The 19,204-nt window shown below is 35.4% G+C and carries 13 protein-coding genes; 11 read left to right on the top strand and 2 right to left on the bottom strand.

Annotation, left to right across the window (positions count from 1 at the left end; genetic code table 11):
• The first annotated feature begins 312 nt into the window (after nt 1-312).
• The 5 genes from OZP10_RS00285 (at nt 313) to OZP10_RS00265 (ending at nt 6,759) form a co-directional block, all read left to right on the top strand.
• On the top strand, nt 313-2,820 hold the full coding sequence (locus OZP10_RS00285; protein WP_281632974.1) for an L-rhamnose mutarotase: 2,508 nt from the start codon (nt 313-315) through the stop codon (nt 2,818-2,820).
• Nucleotides 2,821-2,936: 116 nt separating this feature from the next.
• Nucleotides 2,937-4,001, top strand: a complete 1,065-nt coding sequence (locus tag OZP10_RS00280) for a Gfo/Idh/MocA family protein (RefSeq protein WP_281632973.1) — start codon at nt 2,937-2,939, stop codon at nt 3,999-4,001.
• Nucleotides 3,998-5,578 carry a sodium:solute symporter gene (locus OZP10_RS00275; protein WP_281632972.1) on the top strand — a complete coding sequence of 527 codons (1,581 nt, stop codon included), beginning with the start codon at nt 3,998-4,000 and terminating at the stop codon, nt 5,576-5,578. Before OZP10_RS00280 ends, OZP10_RS00275 begins: the two co-directional genes overlap by 4 nt.
• 279 nt (nt 5,579-5,857) lie before the next feature.
• Nucleotides 5,858-6,199, top strand: coding sequence for a type II toxin-antitoxin system HigB family toxin (locus tag OZP10_RS00270; protein WP_281632971.1), 342 nt, complete (start codon nt 5,858-5,860; stop codon nt 6,197-6,199).
• Nucleotides 6,199-6,759, top strand: a complete 561-nt coding sequence (locus OZP10_RS00265; protein ID WP_281632970.1) for a helix-turn-helix domain-containing protein — start codon at nt 6,199-6,201, stop codon at nt 6,757-6,759. The genes OZP10_RS00270 and OZP10_RS00265 overlap by 1 nt, the downstream gene beginning before the upstream one ends.
• Nucleotides 6,760-6,812: 53 nt before the next feature.
• Here the strand turns inward: OZP10_RS00265 and OZP10_RS00260 are convergent, their stop codons facing one another.
• The gene (locus tag OZP10_RS00260; RefSeq protein WP_281632969.1) at nt 6,813-7,013 is read right to left on the bottom strand and encodes a helix-turn-helix transcriptional regulator; all 201 of its coding nucleotides are present in this window, start codon (nt 7,011-7,013) and stop codon (nt 6,813-6,815) included.
• 162 nt (nt 7,014-7,175) lie between these two features.
• On the opposite strand from OZP10_RS00260, the gene OZP10_RS00255 reads away from it, so the two are divergent.
• A complete protein-coding gene (locus OZP10_RS00255) occupies nt 7,176-7,397 on the top strand; it encodes a SymE family type I addiction module toxin (protein ID WP_281632968.1) in 222 nt (73 codons plus the stop codon).
• 113 nt (nt 7,398-7,510) lie between these two features.
• Here OZP10_RS00255 and OZP10_RS00250 read toward each other — a convergent pair whose 3' ends face one another.
• Nucleotides 7,511-8,725, bottom strand: coding sequence for an MFS transporter (locus tag OZP10_RS00250; protein WP_281632967.1), 1,215 nt, complete (start codon nt 8,723-8,725; stop codon nt 7,511-7,513).
• A gap of 101 nt (nt 8,726-8,826) precedes the next feature.
• On the opposite strand from OZP10_RS00250, the gene OZP10_RS00245 reads away from it, so the two are divergent.
• From OZP10_RS00245 to OZP10_RS00225, 5 genes are all read left to right on the top strand, one after another.
• Entirely contained in the window at nt 8,827-9,645 is an 819-nt protein-coding gene (locus tag OZP10_RS00245; RefSeq protein WP_012026080.1) for an AraC family transcriptional regulator, read from the top strand.
• 437 nt (nt 9,646-10,082) lie between these two features.
• Nucleotides 10,083-12,269: an alpha-L-rhamnosidase-related protein gene (locus OZP10_RS00240; RefSeq protein WP_281632966.1), complete on the top strand. Its 2,187-nt coding sequence runs from the start codon at nt 10,083-10,085 to the stop codon at nt 12,267-12,269.
• A gap of 260 nt (nt 12,270-12,529) precedes the next feature.
• The gene (locus OZP10_RS00235) at nt 12,530-14,209 is read left to right on the top strand and encodes a glycoside hydrolase family protein (protein WP_281632965.1); all 1,680 of its coding nucleotides are present in this window, start codon (nt 12,530-12,532) and stop codon (nt 14,207-14,209) included.
• A 198-nt stretch (nt 14,210-14,407) separates the two neighbouring features.
• Nucleotides 14,408-15,535, top strand: a complete 1,128-nt coding sequence (locus tag OZP10_RS00230; RefSeq protein ID WP_281632964.1) for a glycoside hydrolase family protein — start codon at nt 14,408-14,410, stop codon at nt 15,533-15,535.
• Between the two features lie 316 nt (nt 15,536-15,851).
• Nucleotides 15,852-19,112 carry a glycoside hydrolase family 2 TIM barrel-domain containing protein gene (locus OZP10_RS00225; protein ID WP_281632963.1) on the top strand — a complete coding sequence of 1,087 codons (3,261 nt, stop codon included), beginning with the start codon at nt 15,852-15,854 and terminating at the stop codon, nt 19,110-19,112.
• Nucleotides 19,113-19,204 lie beyond the last annotated feature (92 nt).

The following is a 19,204-nucleotide window of genomic DNA, read 5'->3' as shown; positions in this document are numbered from 1 at the left end:
ATGTAATCGATTACACAAATCTATTAAAAAAATAATATGAAATGACATTTTAGAAGAGTTTATAACAGATTTTTTATGAATTTAACTTTTTTTGATTGGGAAATTAGAAGATAATTAAAAGCCAAATTTTCAAAGTTAAGGTCTCAAAGTCTATATTACAGGAGGGTACAGGATGCCTGTCATTTTATATTCTTTTAAATTGTCCCAATTATTTGGTAAAAGTGTTAAAAATACATTTATTTGTAAAAATTATAGCGCTTTAAATAAATGCCTCGTAATTTTATCTAAAGAAAAAAATCAATACTATAAATAATGCATTTAATTTCCTTCAACAAATTACTGATTGTTTTTTTACTGGTATTCACACTTTCGGCAAGTGGAGCTGAAATCTGGGTGTCGCCATCAGGAAAAGATTCAAACCTCGGAACAAAATCAAATCCGCTGGCAACGGTTCACATGGCAATGCGAAAAGCCAGAGAACTTCGTCGTTTAAAAGATCCATCAATAAAAGACGGAATTCGAATTATAGTAATGAATGGAACGTATTATTTAAACGAACCTTTATTTGTACGACCAGAAGATTCTGGAACAGCAGAAAGTCCGACAACAATTGAAGCCGATGTAAATGCAAGACCCATTATAAGCGGCGGAATCGAAATTAAAAACTGGACAAAATCGACAACCGTTATCAACGGACTTAAAAAAGGATCAGTTTGGGTAGCCGATGCTCCTAAAAAAGCAGGAAGTTTGATTGACTACAGACAGTTATGGGTAAACGGTAAAAAAGCTGTAAGAGCCAAAAATACTGCCGGAACTACAATGGAGCGTATTTTATCATGGAATCATCAGGAACAAACCTGCTGGATTCCGTTTAAGGATAAATCGGTAAAGTTCGAACCGGGAATGGAAATGTTTATCGTGCAATGGTGGTCGAATGCCAACTTGCGTATTAAAAATATCGAAGTACAAAAAGACAGCGCCAAACTTTCGTTTGAAGAACCAGAAAGCCGTATTCAAAGCGAGCATCCGTGGCCTGCACCGTGGATTTCTAAAAACAACGGAAATTCGGCTTATTTCTTAAACAACGCTCTTTCGCTTTTAAACGAACCTGGAGAATGGTATTTGGACAAGAAAAATGCTAAAATCTATTATATTCCAAGAGCTGGAGAAGAAATTAATTCGGCAATTGTAACTGCGCCTGTTTTAGAAAATCTGGTTGAAGTAAAAGGGACAATCGATTCTCCTGTTCATCATTTTCAATTTAAAGGAATTTCGTTTCAATACAGCAATTGGCTTCGTCCATCGCAGCAAGGTCATGTGCCGTTGCAGTCTGGATTGTATTTGTTGGATGCTTATAAACTGAAAGTTCCAGGAACGCCAAATCAGGCGAATTTAGAAAATCAGGCGTGGGTTGGTAGACCTCGTGCAGCGGTTGAAGTAAATTATGCTAATAATATTCAATTTGAATCGTGCCGTTTTGAGCATTTGGCTTCGACTGGTTTAGATTTAAATAAAGGAACAAATCATAATACTGTAAAAGGAAATTTATTTAAAGATATTGGCGGAAGTGCCATTAATGTTGGAATTTTCTCTGAAGAAGCTTTTGAAGCGCATTTGCCTTTAATCATAAAAGATGAAAGAGAAATGTGTTCTGATGAAGTGATTTCAGATAATTTGATCACCAACGTAACCAATGAAGATTGGGGAACTCTGGGAATCAGCGCTGGTTTTGTTCGAAATATTACAATTGAACACAACGAAATTTCAGATGTTTCCTATTCTGGTATGGCAATGGGTTGGGGTTGGACGCACACGCCAAACGTGATGCAGAACAATAAAATTTTGGCGAATAAAATTCATCATTATGCCAAACATTTACATGATGTTGCTGGAATTTACACGCTTTCGGCTCAACCTGGCAGTCGAATTGAAGAAAATTATATCGACAAGGTTTACAATAGTCCATACGCACACGATCCGTTTTTATGGCTGTATTTGTATACTGATGAAGGAAGTGAAGGTTTTACGATTAAAAACAATTGGATTGCCGAAAAGAAAATACTTAAAAACCATAATGGTCCAAAAGGGAATATTTGGGAACACAATGATCCGTATGTAAGCACTAAGATAAAAGATGCTGCGGGAATTAGAGCGCCTTATAAAGATTTAGAAAAAGAAGTCGTAATCGATGAAAAATGGGGATTGCAGGAAATGCCAAAACCGTATGCGATTGAATTGATAGGTTCTGATTTTGATATCGAAAAAATTAAATCAACTTTAACTGGATTTAGAATCGTTGGTCAGGAATTGTACCAATGGAAAAATCATTTGGTGATTTACGGAAAAATGAATCAGCCGGAAAGGACAAAACGAAAATTAGCTGGAGCTTTTCCTTCTTTAGAAATTAAAATCTATGAGGATTTGGTTTACGACTTCCAAAACTTCGAAAGATGTAAAGATTCCAAACCTGCATCAGATTGGGAGAATATTATTTTAACAGCGAATCTTCCTGCTGATGAAAAACTGCAAAAAGAATATGTGGAGTATCATAAAACACAATTCGAAAAATGGCCAGAAGTAGCCAAAGGTTTCTGTAATGCCGATTTCCAGCAATTGCAGGTTTTCAAAAAAGACAGACAATTGATCTTGGTAATCAGTATTCCGAAAGGAGAAAGTTTGGATAAACTAAATCCGAAAACAACTGAAAACAATCCGCGTGTAGACGAATGGAACGCCTTAATGAAAAAATACCAATCAGGAATTGAAGGCGCAAAAGCAGACGAAACCTGGATTTTCTTAAACAAAGTAGAAACGAAATAATATTTTGCCACAGATTAAAAGGATTAAAATGATTTTTTCTAATCTGTGAAAATCCTTTTAATCTGTGGCAAAAAAATCTAAAATCTAAACTCAACAATCTAAAATAACCACACCTCATGTTAAAAATAGCCATTCTGGGACTTGGAGAAGGACGAAGCACAATGTCGGCTGCTATCGAAAGTTCAAAACTAGAACTTGTTAAAATATGTGACCGAAATGAAGAATTGTGCAAGCAACGTGCAAAAGAATTCGATTTTCATTCGTACACAACCAATTACGACGATTTATTAAACGATTCGTCAATTGATATTATTGCGATTTATACGCCAGATCATCTGCATGCACAACATGTAAAACAAGCTTTGTTGCATGGAAAACATGTTGTTTGTACCAAACCTTTTATAGACGATCTTTCTGATGCTAAAGAGCTTTTAGAATTAAGCAAATCAACTGGAAAGAAAGTTTTTATTGGTCAAAGTTCCCGTTTTTTCGAACCAGCAAAAAGACAAAGAGCCGATTATGAAGCAGGTTTAATTGGAGATTTGATTACCATTGAAGCACAGTATCACGCCGACCATAGATGGTTTTTAAAGAAAGAATGGTCACTTTTGCAATCGTTTAAATGGCTGTACGGAGGTTTGAGTCATCCTGTAGATTTCATCAGATGGTATTTGCCAAATATTCAGGAAGTGATGGGGTATGGAATGATTAGCAGTAACGGACAAAGTGCTGGATTGAAGAATGAAGATACGATGCATTTTATCTTTAAAGCAACCGATGGAAGAATTGCTCGTGTAAGCGGTGTTTACACTTCGCCAACACAGCCAGCACAACGCGACAGCGGAATGAGTACGATTTTAAGAGCTACAGAAGGAGCTAGCCAAGCTGATTATCACGAATTACGCTATGCGATTACAGATAGAACTGGCGAAGAAAAAGTGATTACTTGGGGCGACAGTACAATAAAATATTATTTCCGTTTTGAAGGACAAAGTCATCACGGCGGCGAATATCAGAATTATTTAGAATATTTTACAGATAGTATCGAACAAGGTTTTGAAGCTTATCCAAACATGGAAGAAGGAATTGGAACTGTGGCTTTGTTACAAGCAATGGATAAATCTTTGCAAACAGAAATGCCGGTTAAAATTGCCGATATTCTTAACGAATACGGACTATGAACAGCATTTACGATAAATTAACCACGCTCGATTTTGTGATTGTAGCGGGTTATTTAGTGGCTTTATTAGTCATTGGATATGTGGTAAGTATGAAACAGAGAAAGAAAAACGAAACGCTTTTTCTGGCTGGAAATTCATTAAACTGGTACAGCATCGGGTTTAATATGTGGGGAACCAATGTTGGGCCTTCGTCGTTATTGGCTTTTGCGAGTATTGGTTACGCTACGGGAATTGTAGCAGGAAATTTCGAATGGTACGCTTTTGTATTTTTACTGCTCTTGGCAATGGTTTTTGCGCCAAGATATATTGCAAGTAAAGTAAGCACGATGCCCGAATATATGGGAAAACGCTACGGCGACAGTACGCAGAATATTTTGGCTTGGTACGCTTTGGTAAAAATTTTGGTAAGCTGGCTGTCTTTGGGATTATTCAGCGGAGGCGTTTTAGTACGTCAGATTCTGGGAATTCCGATGTGGCAGAGCGTTACCGTTTTAGTGATTTTCTCTGGAATTTTTACATTTGCGGGAGGATTAAAAGCAATTGCAAAAGTGAATGTTTTTCAAATGATTCTGCTGATTGTAGTTTCCCTGACACTTTCTTTTTTAGGCTTGCAAAAGTTGGGCGGAATCGATGTTTTAATTGCAAAAACGCCTTCTAATTTTTGGAATTTAGTTCGTCCTTCAGATGATTCGCATTATCCGTGGCCTGCTATTTTGTTAGGATATCCTGTAGCAGCTGTTGCTTTTTTCTGCACCGATCAATCGATGGTGCAGAGTGTTTTAGGAGCTAAAAATCTGGAGCAGGGACAATTGGGCGTAAACTTCATTGGATGGCTAAAAGTTATGGCGTTGCCATTGTTTATTCTTCCTGGAATTTTATGTTATGCGTTATATCCCGAATTAGGAAGCAATTCAGACTTAGCTTATATGACAATGGTTACCAATCTTTTCCCAAGCGGAATGAACGGTTTGGTAATTTGTGTGATGATTGCGGTTTTGGTGGGAACAATTGGTTCTTCGTTAAACGCTTTAAGCACCGTTTTCACGAATGATATTTATGTAAAGAAAATAAACCCATCGGCTACGATTCAGGATCAGATTAAAATTGGCCGATTAACAATTGCTGCTGGATGTGTATTTGCGATTCTTATTGCTGTTGCGATTGATAATATTAAGGGACAGAATTTATTCAACATTTTTCAAGCCGTTTTAGGTTTCTTGGCGCCTTCGTTATCTGTTGTTTTCCTTTTGAGTGTTTTCTGGAAACGCACTACGAAAAAAGCCGTAAATGCAACACTTTCTTGGGGTTCTGCTTTTAGTTTGTTTGTTGGGGTTTTGTATCTATGGATTTTTCCAGCCGATAAATATCCCGTTTGGCCTCACTTTTTGTTGATTTCGTTTTACATTTTTGCGGTACTTTTAATTACAGCAGTTATTATTTCTTTAACCGATAAAAATCCTGAAGTGAATGTTTCAGATGAAACTGATATTCCTAAAACTAGTAAAAAGGTGAAGCTTTTGTTTGGTTTGTTGGGATTGGTGATTTTGGTTTTGTATTTGGTTTTTAATGGGAATTAAATTTTCTTTAAACTCTTATAATTTAAAAACGCTTCTTTGATAAAAGGAAGCGTTTTTTTTATGCTTTTAAAAAAATTACACACAATACAATAACTCTAAAAAGAAAGTAAATACTTGTTAATAGTTAGGATAAAATTGTAAGTTTGCTCTGAGAGATGACTTTTTTGAATTTAAGAAAATAGGAATCTTGCAGTAAAATTTGAATGGATTTAAAATGAACTATAGTTTAAAAGTTCGGTTTATACAAGAACTTTTGATTATCTTTGCTAAGTTGGTATTATGAGGATTATTGGGAAAAAGACGATTTTAAAAATTAAAAAGAAAAATATAGGTAATAAAAAACTATGCGATGAAATTGATAAGTTAATTCTTGATTTAGAAAAGTTTAATTCTAATGAAAATACCATTTGCGAAATTAGAAATGATGCAGATTGTGTGCACAGCGACGGTTTTTATTTCTTCAATATTAATATTCATAGGACACTTATATTGATTGAGTTTGATGATGATGGTGAGGCTACAATTATTTGGGCAGGAACGCATCTGGAATATGAATCAACATTTAAAAATAACAAAGCGACTATTGAAAAATGGTTGCGAAAAAATAGCTATATAGAATAATGAAAACACATTTTGATATAGAAAAAATAGTAGAAAGAGGCATAATCACAAACGAACTAGATTACGAAAGAGCTCTTATTGCTGACCGAAGATTAAGGCTTCTGGCGAAAGATAATACACATTTTAAAAACTTAAGATCTAATTTGCGTGACATTATTGAGAAGTATGAAAGTTTGGAATGGAATGATGTAAATGAAATTACTGATGAAAAACTTTTGGAAAGTGACAAGTCTGAACGCATAGCAGAACTTGAGAGATTATTTCTTGAAAATAGAAAACAAATAATAAGAAAGAAACTCAAAGAACTTGAATTGACTCAGGAAAACCTGGCTTTAATTTTAGGTCATAAAAGCAAAACTTATATGTCTGAACTTATGAATGGTATTAAACCATTTACGTTGAGAGATTTAATTGTTATAAATCGATTATTAAAAATAGAAATAGCAGTGTTGATACCAGTATTCCTTTCAAAAGAAGATCAAACTAAAGTACAAGATGCTGTAATAAAATTAGGTAAACCAAAGGTAAAGCTAACCAGTGCTGATTTAGCTTTTTCGTAAATTTTTATTTTTAAACTTATAAAAAAGCGCTTTCCTAATAAGAAAGCGCTTTTTTATGATTTATTTCCAGTAGAAACCAACAACTCCCGAATATCAACCTTCAAATATTTAGAAATCTCGTAAAGCGTTTCAATAGAAGGTTGAATTTCATTTGTACACCAGCGAGAAACAGTGGTTTCTGTTTTTCCTAAATGACTTGCTAAATCTTTACCATTTCTATTTTTTTCTGCCAAAACAGATTTTATTCTATTCAAATTTATTTTTGACACATTTCTAGTTTATGAATTCTCCTGCAAATATCGCAAAATTTTAAAGACTTGAAAATCAAAGTTTAATAAATTAAAATTTACATTTAATGTAAATTTATTTTCTTTTAATGTTTGTTTATGGTAATTTTGTGTAAATTATCAATAAGTATGAAGCAAGAAAATATAACTCAACAATCGGTAAAAAGACGATTAAAAATACAGCCAAAACATATTGCAAGATCATATCATCGATACGTTATATTTCCAGAAATACGTCTTTGCGGAAAATGGCTTCAGAAAATCGGTTTTAATTACGGGAATTTCGTAACGATTGAACATCAGCAAAATAAAATCATTATTACAGCCAATAATGAAATTGAAACGAAATAAAAAACACATAGCTTTCAATCGAGAAAACTATGTGTTTTATTATGAAATGAAATGCCTTTTAAGACAATACAAATACTATCCCCGATAGCTATCGGGGCTATGTGTTTAAAAAATTATTCTTGAGTTTTCTTTTTCTTCTCCAAATTAGGCAAGAATCCAGTAATAATACCAATCAAAGGCAGAAACGCACAAATTTTAAATACATATTCTATACTTGTAGCATCGGCAATTTTTCCTAAAATAGCAGAACCTAAACCACCCATTCCGAAAGCAAATCCGAAGAAAAGACCCGCTACAAGTCCGACTTTTCCAGGCATTAATTCAGTTGCATAAACTAGAATTGCTGAAAACGCCGAAGAAAGAATCAATCCGATAATTACAGATAATGTTCCAACCCAGAATAAAGAAACGTAAGGCAACATTAAAGTAAACGGAGCAACACCCAAAATAGAAACCCAGATTACGTATTTTCTGCCATAACGATCTCCAATTGGCCCTCCAATTAAAGTTCCTGCAGCAACAGCGCCCGAGAACAAGAATAAATATACTTGCGATTGCTGAATCGTAATATGGAATTTATCTATCAAGAAGAAAGTATAATAACTCGTAATACTGCTCATGTAGAAATACTTAGAGAAAATCAGAACCAATAAAATAACTAACGAAGCAATTACTCTGTTTTTAGACAAATGATGCGTCTCGATTTGGTGAGAAGCTCTATTAGCATTTCTTTCCGATAAATGTGCCGTGTACCAAATCGCAATTTTGTACAAAGCAAAAACACCAACTAATGCGATAATACAAAACCAAGCTATATAAGATTGTCCGTGCGGAATAACAATAAATGCAGCTAATAAAGGTCCGATCGCACTTCCTGCATTTCCTCCCAATTGAAAAATAGACTGCGCCAAACCTCTTTTTCCGCCCGAAGCCAAATGCGCTACACGTGAAGATTCAGGATGAAAAATCGAAGATCCAATTCCGATTAAACTTACGGATAATAATAAGTTGATAAAACTTGAAGCGATCGAAACAAAGAAAAGTCCAACCATTGTAAAACACATTCCAACAATTAGCGAATAGGGTTTTGAGTTTTTATCGGTATACATTCCCACAAATGGCTGTAGAATAGACGCTACCATTTGGTAAGTCAAAGTAATAATACCAATTTGAGTAAAACTTAAACTAAAATTATCTTTCAAAAGCGGATAAATTGAAGGAACAACAGCTTGTAAAAGATCATTAATTAAATGAGAAAAACTAATGATAAATAAGATGGAATAAGTGGTTTTTTTAACTATGTCAGGATTTGCTTTAATAGTGTCCATGTGGTATTTTTTGATTTTTAAATTAGACTAAAAAACAACAGCTGTATTATTTTTTGCAAAGATTAAAAGAATACTAATGTCAGAATTGCTATATTTGGACAATGAATAGTCAATATCGGACATATAGAGTAGCAACGGATTTTGGATATCAAGTAGATTCCTCGATCCCAGTTATAGGTTATACTGAAACAGTTAACAACGAAATGTGTATCTCCCACTCGCATCCAAGAGCACAATTGATCTACGCAACTCGTGGCGTAATGAATGTTGTGGTGGGCAATAACATTTGGGTTGTAAATCCGTTGCAAGGCCTTTGGATTCCAAGCGGAGTAGAGCATCAAGTTACTTTTCAGAAAGACGTTAACTATTACAGTGTTTTTATTGATCCTTCTGCAATTGGAGGATTGCCAGAAAAGAGTTTTTCGTTTGATATTCCGATGTTTTTAAAGCAATTGGTTTTCAAAATTATTTCTTTTGGAACAAGTGGCAACTTAACAGAATCACAATTAAGAATCATTTATGTCTTTTTAGACGAACTGGCTCTAATAGTGCCAAGCGCCACTTTTTTGCCTACTACAAATGATGAAAGGCTACAGAAAGTGGTAGAACTTTTAATGAGTGATGTTTCGAGTAAACAAACAATTGATTATTATGCCGAGCTTTCTTTTATGAGCAGCCGAACTTTATCGCGATTATTCATAAAAGAATTGGGAATGAATTTCAGCGATTGGCGCACCAGAATGAAATTACTTGAAGCCATTAAAAGATTAGGCGAAAAACAATCCATTAAGGAAATCGCTTTAGATTTGGGTTACGAAACAGCGAGTGCTTTTATTTATATGTTTAAAAAGCATTTGGGCAAAACGCCTTCTAACTATATTTTAGAAGATGAAAATGAATCTGAAAAGATGATTGCTTAGATTGTTAGCCTAAATTAGAACGCGGATAAAACGGATTCGCTATCGCGAGGACGCGGATTTAGACGGATTTTTTCTTTTAGTTATCCAAAATAACACAGTCTTTGTCATTTCGACGAAGGAGAAATCTCCACGAGAAGCTCGACAAAGATTGGGTTTTCGTTGCGGAGTTAATTGCGAAGATTTCTCCTTCGTCGAAATGACAAAAAAGGATAAATAATTAAAATCCGTTTTTCATCCGCGTCCTCGCGATAGCGAATCCGTCTCATCCGTGTCCCATAAAATTCTAACATCATTTTTTTTAGTACTAAAAAAGTGATAAGTCATAATTTTTCCCTTAAAAATTTATCAAGAATCATAGTTTTTTATGAAATAACAGGATACTACAGGTTGTGAAATGTAAAAATAACACTTATCTTTAGTCCCAAAATAAACTAACTATGCTAAACCGCTTTTCCATTTTTAAGACTTTACTTCTTTTTGTTGCCCTTTTTTGTTGTTCGCTGTCCTCAGCACAAGAAAAACCAAAAGAAGCGACATGGATCTGGTATCCAGGAGATTTTGAAGTTTGGTTAAGCAATAAAATGCAGGTTAGACGTACAGAACGCGAAGCCGTATTTCCTCCGCTTTGGCAATATTACAGTCCGTATGCTTTGGTTACTTTTCAAACAGAAGTAGATATTCCACAACCAGACGAAGTGAAAATTTACTCAGAAGGACCTTTTCAATTACTTTTAGATGGCGTTCAAATTTACGGACAGCCAAAATCAATATCAGTTCCTGCGGGAAAACACAAAATTTCCTTTAAAGTTTACAATCAGGAAGTGTTGCCGGCTATTTATATTAACGGAAGATACATTAAATCTGATGCTTCGTGGAAAGTAACCAACGAAGATAAACTTTGGATTGATGAAACTGGAAAAGCACAGCAATCTGGTACGCCGTGGGTTCCTGTTGGTTCTTGGAATTTTAATTCGCCAGAAAATAAACCTTCGGGTTTTAAACTAACAACTAAACCTTTGAGCGCTACAAAAACAGAAAAAATAGGAGCGGGTCAGTTAGTTGATTTTGGAAAAGAAACTTTCGGTTACATTAAAATACATGGTTTAAAAGGAAAAGGCAAATTAGCGCTTTATTATGGTGAATCTCGTGAAGAAGCTTTAGATTCTGCCAAATGTGAAACTTTAGATCATTTATCTTTTGACGGAAAACAGTCTGAAACTTATACACATGACGGTTCAAAAGCTTTCCGTTATGTTCAGGTGCAAGCAGATGCAGGGGTAAAATACGATTCTATTTCTATGCTTTATGAATATTTGCCATTAGACTATCGTGGCGCATTCAAATCTTCGGATGAGCAATTGAATAAAATTTGGGATGTGTCGGCTTACACCATGCATTTAACGTCTCGTGAATTTTTTATCGACGGAATCAAACGTGACCGCTGGGTTTGGTCTGGCGATGCGTATCAAAGTTATTTAATGAATTATTATTTGTTCTTTGATTCGGCTTCGGTAGAAAGAACATTGTTAGCACTTCGCGGGAAAGATCCTGTAACGGCTCACGTCAATATCATTATGGATTATTCGCTTTATTGGTTTGTTGGCGTTTACGATTACTACTTGCACACAGGCGATACAAAATTCATCAAAACTTTTTATCCAAGAATGAAATCACTAATGGATTTCTGTTTAGAAAGAAGAAACAAAAATGGATTCCTGGAACCATTAGAAGGCGATTGGGTTTTTATTGATTGGGCAGACGGACTTCCAAAAACGGGAGAAGTGAGTTTTGAGCAAATGCTTTTAGCAAGAAGTTTAGAAGCAATGGCTGTAAGTGCTGAAATCGCTGGTAAAACCGAAGACCAAAAGCAATATCAAAAATTAGGAAATGATTTAAAAACGAAATTATTTGATGTGTTTTGGGATAAAAAGGAAAACGTAATGAAACACCAGCGTATCGACGGTAAAATTCAAAATATTGTAACTAGATACGCTAATATGTTCGGTATTTTCTTCAATTATTTTAATGAAGAACAAAAACAAAGCGTAAAAAAGAAAGTACTACTAAATAAAGATGTTCTTCAAATTACAACACCGTACATGCGTTTTTACGAATTGGAAGCATTATGCGCAATGGGTGAACAGAATTACGTTTTAAAAGAAATGAAAGATTATTGGGGCGGAATGTTGAATGAAGGCGCAACTTCTTTCTGGGAAGAATACAATCCGAACAAAAAAGGAACGGAGCATTTAACGATGTACGGCCGTCCTTACGGAAAAAGCCTTTGCCACGCTTGGGGAGCAAGTCCGATTTACTTATTAGGGAAATATTATTTAGGTGTAAAACCAACTGCGCCGGGTTATTCCCAATATGAAATTAAACCAAATTTAGGAGGATTAAAGTGGATGGAAGGAAAAGTGCCAACACCAAACGGAGAAGTTGCCGTGTATTGCAGTACCAAAGAAATCAAAGTAAAAGCAGGCGAAGGAGAGGGAAAATTGATTTTTGAAAGTGCCAGCAAACCCAAAACAAACTCTGGAACGATTACAGAATTAGCAAAAAACAAATATCAATTGATTGTAAAACCGAATATGGAGTATAAAGTGAGTTACAAAGCTATTTAGTAATGAGTGATTAGTTCCTAGTAATTAGTTCTTAAGGGTATAGTTTATAACGTCGAGTTTGTCATTCTCAGGAATGAGGAATCACACTCGTAAAGACAAAGATTGTCACGTACAGTTTGTCATTTCGACGAAGGAGAAATCTTCGCAAGTAGCTCCGCACCGAATGTCGCCAATCTTTGTAGAGTTTCTCGCGAAGATTTCTCGTTCCTCGAAATGACAAGATTGAAGAAATTCAGAGTTAATAAAAAATAAAAAAACCAATGTTTTCAAAAAACACAAAATACAGCTTCAAATTAAAAACAGCATTCTTAATGCTATTAACCGTCTGCATCCAAGCCACAGCACAAACCACCGCATGGAAACCAGCATCATTTGAAATTGTAAAATCCAATTACAAAACTTTCAAAACCATACAATATGCTCATGTATTTTCAGGAAGCAAACACAATATCGTTCGTTTTGCTCCAGAATTACAAGGGTTAACGGGTATTGAACTTCCTTTAGATCATTATAAAAACGGAACTAATGCTCCATTGCAATTAAAGTTTAAAGAACCAGTAACGGTTTTAATTGGTGTTTTTCAGGATAAAAATGCAGAATATCTACAAGCAAATCAAATTGGAAATAATAATGAGATTCTTGAAAATGGAGTTACAATTACAGGTTTACCGCCAGTAAGTGTGTATGCAATTCCGTACGGAAAAGGAACTCACACTATTTTGCCAAATCAAAAAGGATTATTTGCTGTTTTGGGAGTTTTGAAAAGTGACCAGCAGTTGAATGCGAGAGATGTTAAATTACCAGACGGAAAACTTTGGAATCCAACTTTTATCGTTGAAGGATTTTCAGATGAAAAACCACTTTTCGATATTATCGGCGGAGAAAACAAACCGGTTATAGATGAAGGAATGTCTGGAACAGAAGGAATTCAGGGAGGTTTTGAAGGCGGACGTGTGGTGAAAGTCGGAGATACGTATCATATGTTTCCAACCGAAAGAGCAGGTGAAAAAGGCGTTGATTACTATTATGACCGTGTAAAAACCAAAATAGGGCATTGGACAAGTAAAGATGCAATTCATTGGAAAAGAGAATCAACTATTTACCAAGCAAGCGGAACTTATGCAGTAACAGAAGATGATAACCCGATGAATGATCGTCGTGCAGCTATTTGGTCTTATATGCCAATTTTCAACGAAAAAGCAAACAAATGGTATGGCTATTATTTGGCGTATACGGTAAGTAAAGAAATAGAACCAAATCATTCATTCGGAAGAATTTGGCGTTGTGAATCAACGGTTGAAGGAATCAACGGAATTGGCGGACCTTACAAAGATATGGGAATCATCATGGAACCTGGACTAGATTCTCAACCTTGGGAAGGGCGTCAGGGTGTGGCTTCCTTTTTCCCATATAAAGTAGGCGATAAATACTTCGGATTTTACAGCGGTGCGTATCCGTTCAATTCATGGGCAGATTATCCGAAGAAATCTGGAAAAGGCTGGTTTGTAGCTTTAGCCGAATCTAAAAGTTTAGAAGGCCCTTGGTTGAGAATGAATAAAGGTTTGGAACCAATTAAGACTATGCATCCGTTATTCGTAGAAAATCCAATTGTGAGTCAATTACCAAACGGTCTGTACATCGCGATTTTCGACGGAGGTCCAGACGGTTGGGGACATCATTTACCAAATATGATTGCGTATTCATTATCTGCAGACGGAATCAATTGGGCAGAAGCACATTATTTACCAATCGAAACCAAAGTTGCTAAATGGTGGGATATTATGCGAACTCCACTTTGTTTAATTCCAGAAGGAAATGACGTTTACACCATAGTATATAACGCCATCGACCTAAAAAGAAGATTTCATCCAACAGGAATGGTAAAAGTAAAACTGAATAAAGACGTTATGGAGTCTAAATTAAAAGAGTTGAAGAAATAGAAGAGAGTGGGAAGATGAAAGATGCAAGAAGCAAGATTTTAGAATATAGAATATAGAGAATAGAGTATAGAAAATTGAACTTTGCGAGTCTGCTCCCGATGGCTATCGGGATTGCGAGATTGAATCGTTCGAAAACAAAAAAAACTTAGTCCCGATAGCTATCGGGATAGCGCCTAAAAGGCAAAAAAAAACATAAAAATGAAAATTAAATATCTAATCGTAGCCATTTCAGCACTTGCTATAACCAGCTGTGCGACTAAATACAAGAAAAGAGAAATTACCGATAGCGTGATGCAGGAGATTTACGAGGAAATCAAAACGCCTTATAAATACGGTTTGGTAATGGTTCCTACCGACAACTCATATAAAATGGATTGTCCAAGTGTATTTAGAAAAGACGGAAAATGGTACATGACGTATTTAATTTACGATGGAAGAGGTTACGAAACTTGGTTGGCAGAAAGTGACAATCTTTTAGATTGGAAACATCTAGGAAAAGTAATGTCATTTTCAGAAAATGAAAAACACTGGGATGTGAACCAAAAAGCAGGATATATTTCGTTGCAAGATCCAACTTGGGGCGGAAGCTACGAATGGGAAAAATACGATGACAAATACTGGATGAGTTATTTTGGCGGAGATAGTAAAGGTTATGAAGCTGGCGTTTTATCAATCGGAATGGCTTATACCAAAGAAGCACCAATAAAACCACACGAATTTCAGAGATTAGAAAATCCGGTTTTGACTCCAAAAGACAAAGACGCTAAGTGGTGGGATAATAGTACGATGTACAAAAACAGCGTGATTCGTGATAAAGACAAAGTTACAGGACACAATTTCATCATGTATTACAATGCCCGTGGCGATAGTATCAATCCTGCAAAAGGTGCTGAGCGTATTGCGATGGCAGTATCAAACGATATGAAAACATGGAAACGTTATGGCGATAAACCTTTAATCAATCATCATAAAGGAATTTCTGGAGATGCTTATATTCAGCGTATTAATGATACTTGGGTTATGTTCTATTTTGGAGCTTTCTGGACGGGATGGAATCAAGGTGCCTTTAACCGTTTTGCCGTTTCAAATGATTTAGTAAACTGGACCGACTGGAAAGGAGATGATTTAGTTAAATCTTCTGAACCTTATGATGATATGTTTGCGCATAAATCATTTGTAGTTAAACATGATGGCGTGGTTTATCATTTTTACTGTGCCGTTAACAAAGCAGAACAAAGAGGAATTGCCATTGCAACGTCTAAAGATTTAGGAAAAAGCAAATTGAATTTTGTGGCACCGCCGGAGAAAAAGGTAAAGAAGAATTAAGTATAGAGAATTAAGTATTAAGATATAACGATTTCTAGACCTGACAGGTTTTTAAAACCTGTCAGGTCTAATAACTAAAAGATAATAAAGACACAGTTTTGTCATTTCGACGAAGGAGAAATCTCCACAAGTAGCTCCACACAGAATGGTTACTAATCTTTGTAGAATATTATGCGAAGATTTCTTGTTCGAAATGACAAAAACACTTAAAAACAATATAAATAAAATGTTCAAGTCAAATCATATTCTACAATTTTTCAACTTTCGACTTTGCTTCGCCAGTTCGCTTTTCAAGCTCGGGTCGACTTTCGACTTTTTGACTGTAATTTTACTATTCACAACTTACACGCAAGGACAATCCGTAACAGGAGAACCAGCGGGAGTCCCAGAATTGCATAAAAAATACGAATTTGCTCCTTGGGAAGATCCAACAATTACGAGCATCAACAGACAGCCATCGAGAGCAACTGCTTATTCGTATGCAAGTGTCGAAGACGCACTAAAAGGCGACAGAACCAAGAGCCGAATCCAAATGCTAAACGGCGATTGGGATTTTAAATATGCTGTAAATATAAAAGAAGCCTCAAAAGATTTTTATAAAAATACCGTTTCAGGTTGGGATAAAATCGAAGTGCCTTCAAACTGGGAAATGAAAGGATACGATAATCCAATTTACAAAAGTGCAGTTTATCCTTTTAGACCTATAAATCCGCCTTATATTCCTAAAGATTATAACGGAGTTGGTTCATATCAAAGAAGTTTTACCGTTCCAGAAAACTGGAAAGATATGACCGTGACTTTACATTTTGGAGCCGTAAGTTCAGGTTTTGAGGTTTGGTTAAACGGTGAATTTTTAGGGTATGGAGAAGACAGTTTTCTGCCATCAGAATTTGATATTACACCTTATTTAAAAGCAGGAGAAAATGTAGTTTCTGTTCGTGTAATACGTTGGACAGACGGTTGTTATTTAGAAGATCAGGATCATTGGCGCATGAGCGGAATCCAACGTGAAGTTTTCATTATGGCTGAGCCAAAACTGCGTATTCAGGATTTCTTTGTTCAGACTAAATTAGACAAACAATATACAGATGCAATTTTTAAACTGCGTCCCAGAGTTGAGAATTTGACAGGAGCAAAAATTAAAGATTATACGATGAACGTTCAATTATATGATGCCAATAATACGGCAATGTTCAAAGAACCGCTTCAAAGACCTGTAATTGATTTAATTAACGAAAGTTATCCTCGTTTGGATAATGTACGCTTTGGATTCTTCCAAGAAACCATCAAAAACCCAAAAAAATGGAGTTCAGAAGAGCCGAATTTGTATACGATGGTCATTTCTATAAAAGATAAAAACGGAAATGTTACCGAAGCCAAAAGCTGTAAAGTGGGTTTCCGTTCGATTGAATTCTCGAAAGAAAACGGAAAAATGCTCATCAACGGAAAAGAAACCTACGTTTATGGCGTAAACCGTCACGATCATCATCCAACAAGAGGAAAAGCCGTTACGAGAGAAGATATCAAACAAGATATTACAACGATTAAAAAGTTCAATTTCAACTTTATACGTACAAGTCATTATCCAAATGATCCTTATTTCTACGAATTATGCGATCAATACGGAATTATGGTTATGGACGAAGCCAATCAGGAAACACACGGAATAGGTGGTAAATTAAGCAATGATCCACTTTGGACAAATGCTTACATGGAACGTATGATTCGAATGGTCGAAAGAGATAAAAACCATCCATCAGTTGTAATGTGGAGTTTAGGAAACGAAGGCGGAAAAGGACCAAATCATGCTGCAATGTCGGGTTGGGTTCACGATTTCGACATTACACGTCCCGTACATTACGAACCAGCACAGGGAAATGCCAAATTAGACGGATATATCGATCCGCTTGATCCAGGATATCCAAAAACAATCGATCACGCTTATCGTTTCGAAAATCCGCAGGATGATTCGTATGTTGATATGGTTAGCCGTTTCTATCCTGGCGTTTTTACACCGAAATTTTTAGTAGATCAAAAGAAAGATACTCGTCCGATTATTTTTGTGGAATATTCTCATGCAATGGGAAATTCAGTTGGAAATTTAAAAGAATTATGGGATGAATTCCGTTCGCTTCCGCGAGTGATCGGAGGTTGTATTTGGGAATTTAAAGATCAAGGAATCTTGAAATTTGATTCGAGATCAGGCCAGAATTATTTTGCTCATGGAGGAGATTTTGGCGAAAAATACCATGATGGAAACTTCAATACAAAAGGAATTGTAGATTCTAACGGAAAACCAAAAGGATCTATTTTTGAAAACAAATGGGTGTATCAGCCAGCGGTTTCGACTTTAAACGGAAATCAATTAGAAATTAAAAATCGTCAGGCAGTTAAATCTTTAGAAGGATATATTCCGGTTTTAAAAGTGTTGGAAAACGGAAATGCAATTAAAACTCAGATTTTAAAACCGTTAAAAGTAGAGGCAGGACAATCAACGATATTAGACATCAGTTCTTATCTTCCAAAAATGAAAGCTGATGCCGAATATATTTTAAATATAGAATTCCAGCTTTCAAAAGATGAATTATGGGCTTCAAAAGGTTACGTTGTTGCGGAAGATCAGTTTATATTAAAAAAGAAAGAAGTTGTTTCTCCAGAATCGAAAAAAGAAACGCTGAACGTTTCTGAATCAGATTCTGATTTTAAAATCAAAGGAAAAACATTTGATATTACAATTGGAAAAACAAACGGAGCTTTAAGTTCGTATATTTTTAACGGAGAAGAACAAGTTTTTGCACCGCTATTACCCAATTTTGTTAGACCACTTACAGACAACGACAAACGTGGATGGAAATCGCAAAAGTTGTTGAAACAATGGTATAAAGCAAAACCAAAATTGGTTAATATTAAAATTGACAAATCAGCTTCGGAAATCAAAATAACAAGTGATTACGAAGTCATAAAAGACAGCGCAAGTGTAAAAGTAATTTACAACATTTTACCAAACGGATTAATAAAAGTCGATTACAGTTTAAAAGCTTCAAACAAACTGCCGAACATTCCAAAAATCGGAATGCAGATGGGAGTTCAGAGAAAATTCGATCAGATTTCATGGTACGGAAAAGGGGAACTGGAAAATTACAGCGACAGAAGTTTCGGTTCGTTTGTTGGGAAATATTCGCTTCCAATAAATGATTTTATCGAACATTATCCAAAACCACAAGAAAACGGAAACCGATGTGATGTAAGATGGATGGCATTGAGCACTCCACAGAAAAGCAACGGATTTTTGGTAGTAAACGATACCAAAGTTTTAAGCATGAGCGCATGGCCGTATACACAGGAAAACTTAAGTTCATCTGGTCATACATACGATTTGAAAGATCCAGGATTTTTGACTGTAAACATCGATTTAATTCAAATGGGAGTAGGAGGAAACGACAGTTGGACGATTGTAGCACAGCCATTGGAACAATATCAGATTAAATCTGGAAATTATGAGTATAGTTTTTATTTGACGCCTTTCAGCGGTTCAAAAAATGAATTGGAAAGTAGTTTGAAGAAATTTAAATATTAGTAATTGATAATTAAAAATTAGGAATTAAAAAGTACAGTTTGTCATTTCGACGAAGGAGAAATCTTCGTAAGAAACTCCGCAAAGATTGGACT

The sequence above is a fragment of the Flavobacterium luteolum genome, assembly GCF_027111275.1.
Classification (GTDB): Bacteria; Bacteroidota; Bacteroidia; order Flavobacteriales; family Flavobacteriaceae; genus Flavobacterium; species Flavobacterium luteolum.
This window is presented reverse-complemented; position numbering and strand designations above follow the sequence as displayed.

Excerpts from the sequence above, each read along its gene's own strand:
- OZP10_RS00265 (WP_281632970.1), top strand. The coding sequence starts at position 6,199 with ATGAAAACACATTTTGATATAGAAAAAATAGTAGAAAGAGGCATAATC.
- OZP10_RS00250 (WP_281632967.1), bottom strand. The coding sequence starts at position 8,725 with ATGGACACTATTAAAGCAAATCCTGACATAGTTAAAAAAACCACTTAT.
- OZP10_RS00235 (WP_281632965.1), top strand. The coding sequence starts at position 12,530 with ATGTTTTCAAAAAACACAAAATACAGCTTCAAATTAAAAACAGCATTC.
- OZP10_RS00245 (WP_012026080.1), top strand. The coding sequence starts at position 8,827 with ATGAATAGTCAATATCGGACATATAGAGTAGCAACGGATTTTGGATAT.
- OZP10_RS00230 (WP_281632964.1), top strand. The coding sequence starts at position 14,408 with ATGAAAATTAAATATCTAATCGTAGCCATTTCAGCACTTGCTATAACC.
- OZP10_RS00255 (WP_281632968.1), top strand. The coding sequence starts at position 7,176 with ATGAAGCAAGAAAATATAACTCAACAATCGGTAAAAAGACGATTAAAA.
- OZP10_RS00270 (WP_281632971.1), top strand. The coding sequence starts at position 5,858 with ATGAGGATTATTGGGAAAAAGACGATTTTAAAAATTAAAAAGAAAAAT.
- OZP10_RS00240 (WP_281632966.1), top strand. The coding sequence starts at position 10,083 with ATGCTAAACCGCTTTTCCATTTTTAAGACTTTACTTCTTTTTGTTGCC.
- OZP10_RS00275 (WP_281632972.1), top strand. The coding sequence starts at position 3,998 with ATGAACAGCATTTACGATAAATTAACCACGCTCGATTTTGTGATTGTA.
- OZP10_RS00285 (WP_281632974.1), top strand. The coding sequence starts at position 313 with ATGCATTTAATTTCCTTCAACAAATTACTGATTGTTTTTTTACTGGTA.
- OZP10_RS00280 (WP_281632973.1), top strand. The coding sequence starts at position 2,937 with ATGTTAAAAATAGCCATTCTGGGACTTGGAGAAGGACGAAGCACAATG.